We start from the raw sequence: 2,489 nt of genomic DNA, 5'->3' as shown, positions 1-2,489 counted from the left end.
TCGCCTTCGACATCGCGGAAGCGACCCGCCGTCTCGCCGGCCAGCGCCAGCCGCAGCGCGCGGCGCGGCGCGCCGGGTGCGACGCCAAGCAGGGCCGCCTTGTCGCTGTCGAGGCCGAGATTGAGCCGCGGCTGGTCCACCGCCACGGCATTGCGCACGTCGCGGGTGCCCGGCACCTTTCGCATCACCGCTTCGGCCTCGCCGGCCAGGCGCTTCAGCTCGTCCAGCCGCGGGCCGATTATGCGCATCTGGATCGGCGCATCGATGGGCGGGCCGTTCTTGAAGATCTTCACCACATATTGCGCGTCGGGCAGGGCTTCCAGGCGCTTGCGCAGCCGTTGCACCAGCGCCGGGCCGCCGAATTCATCCCAATCCTTCAGCACCACCAGCACCTCTCCGATGCTGCTGCGCTGATCATTGTTGCTCTGGTTGTAGAAGATGCGGGGATTTGCGCGACCGACATTGCTCATCACCGCGGTCACCACCGGCTCGTCCTTCAGCGCGGTTTCCACCCGGCGCACGGCAGCATCGGTGGCCGGAATCGCGGTGCCTTCGCTGGCCGTCACCTGCACCACGAAATAGGGCGTGTCCGCCGGCGGGAACAGGCTGGAGCCGATAAACGGCACCAGCGCCAGCCCGGACAGGATGAGCAGGGTGGATGCCAGCATCGCCTTCCACGGATGGCCCAGCCCCCAGTGCAGCACCGGCTGGTAGAAACGATGGATGCCGCGATTGATCCACTGCAAGAAGCGGTTGCCGTCGTGGCTTTCCTCGCGCGGGAGGATGCGGCTGGCCAGGAACGGCACGATGGTGAGGCTGACCAGCAATGATGCCGCCACCGTTGCCAGCACCGCCACCGGCAGGCTGCGGGTGAACTTGCCGGCGCCTTCGGGCAGCGCGGTGAGCGGCAGGAAGGCAAACAGCAGCACGAAGGTGCAGCCGATCACCGCCACGGCAATCTGGTTGGTGCCATCCATCGCCGCCTGTTCGCGCGTCTTGCCCATGCGCAGGTGGCGGGAAATATTCTCGGCCACCACGATGCTGTCGTCCACCAGCAGGCCCAGCGCGATGATGAAGCCCGAAATCGCCAGCTGGTTCAGCGTGAAGCCGGTCCAGCTCAGCACGGCCACGCCCATGGCCAGGCTCAGCGGCACCGACACCATCACGACGATGGAGGCGCGCCAGCCCAGCGGCAGCAGCGTTATCAGCACCAGGCCCAGCGCAATGGCGAAATCGCGGCCCAGCTGGCCCAGCTTGCGGGCAATGTCCCCGCTCTGGTCAAAGCCCACCTCCAGCTTCACGTCCGGTGGCAACTGGGCGGCAAATTCATCGGCGATCTTCACGGCATCATTGCGGATATCCAGCACATTTAGGCCGTCCTTCTGGTTCAGCGTCACCCAGATCGCGCGCTTGCCATTGTAGCGGGCGAAATGCGGCTGTTCCTCATAGGCCCAGCCGACCTCGGCGATATCCTTCACCCGGACAATGCGGCCATCCTGGGCCCTGACCGGCTCATCGGCCACCTCGGCAACGCTCTTGTAGGCGCCGCCCGCCTGCACGTTGAGGCGGGTCGCGCCCGATTGCACGGCGCCCGGCGGAAGATCCTGGCCACCGTTGCGCAGGGCATCGGTCACCGCCGTCACCGGGATGCCCAGCTGCGCCAGGCGCCCGGTATCGAGCGCCACCCGCATTTCCGGCGTGGGCAGCGCCCAGATGCGGGTGCCACGCACGCCCGGCACCGCATTCAGCTGTTCCCGCAGATCCTGCGCCAGCTTCTCCAGCCGGCGATAGCTGGCCGTTTCCGAGACCAGCGCGAATTGCAGCACCGCCGCTTCCGTGGTGCGGAACTTCTGGAATTCCAGCCGCACGATCCCCGCTGGCAGGGTCTGGCGGATGGCGTTCACCTCGCGCACCACCTCGTCATAGTTTTTCTCGGGGTCGCCATCCCAGCCAAACTCGGCGGCAATCACCGCCGTCGAGTCGGTGGAACTGGATTGCACCTTCACGATGCCGTCCAGGCCCTGCAACACGTCCTCGATCGGCTTGGCGATGGTGGTTTCCATGTCGGCCGGTTCGGCACCGGGCAGGGTCACCACCACCAGCACGTTGGGCGCGGTGAAATGCGGATCAACCGAGCGCGGGATGGTGAAGAAGGCGGAAAAGCCCAGCGCCGCCAGCGCCAGGAACACCACCAGCGTGATCTGCCACTTCTGGATGGCAAAGCGGATGATGCCGTTCACTTGCCACCCTGGGCGGCAATCTCGATCACCTGGCCGTCGCGCAGCCGGTCGATGCCGGTCACTGCCACCTGCTCACCGGGCTTGAGGCCGGCGGTGACGATCACCCCATCGTTGCCAACCGCGCCCAGCGCCACCAGCCGCTGGCGCACCCGCCGCGTCACCGGTTCCAGCACATAGACAAAGCCTTCATCGGCGCGCGCCGAAAACACCGCGGCCGCCGGCACCCGCAGCGGCGCGCCCGCCTCGGCC

General features: G+C 67.1%; 1 protein-coding gene and 1 pseudogene. Both read right to left on the bottom strand.

The genetic code is table 11. The features are described from left to right. Positions 1 to 2,240, bottom strand: a 2,240-nt coding sequence (locus GJV64_RS13635; RefSeq protein ID WP_164157926.1) for an efflux RND transporter permease subunit, incomplete at its 3' end; no start/stop codon positions are given. After that, a pseudogene (locus tag GJV64_RS13630) lies at positions 2,237 to 2,489 on the bottom strand (hypothetical protein); the annotation flags it as partial. The gene GJV64_RS13635 and the pseudogene GJV64_RS13630, both read right to left, overlap by 4 nt.

Origin of the sequence: Sandarakinorhabdus rubra, assembly GCF_010994245.1 — a bacterium.
GTDB classification, from domain to species: domain Bacteria; phylum Pseudomonadota; class Alphaproteobacteria; order Sphingomonadales; family Sphingomonadaceae; genus Sandarakinorhabdus; species Sandarakinorhabdus rubra.
This window is presented reverse-complemented; position numbering and strand designations above follow the sequence as displayed.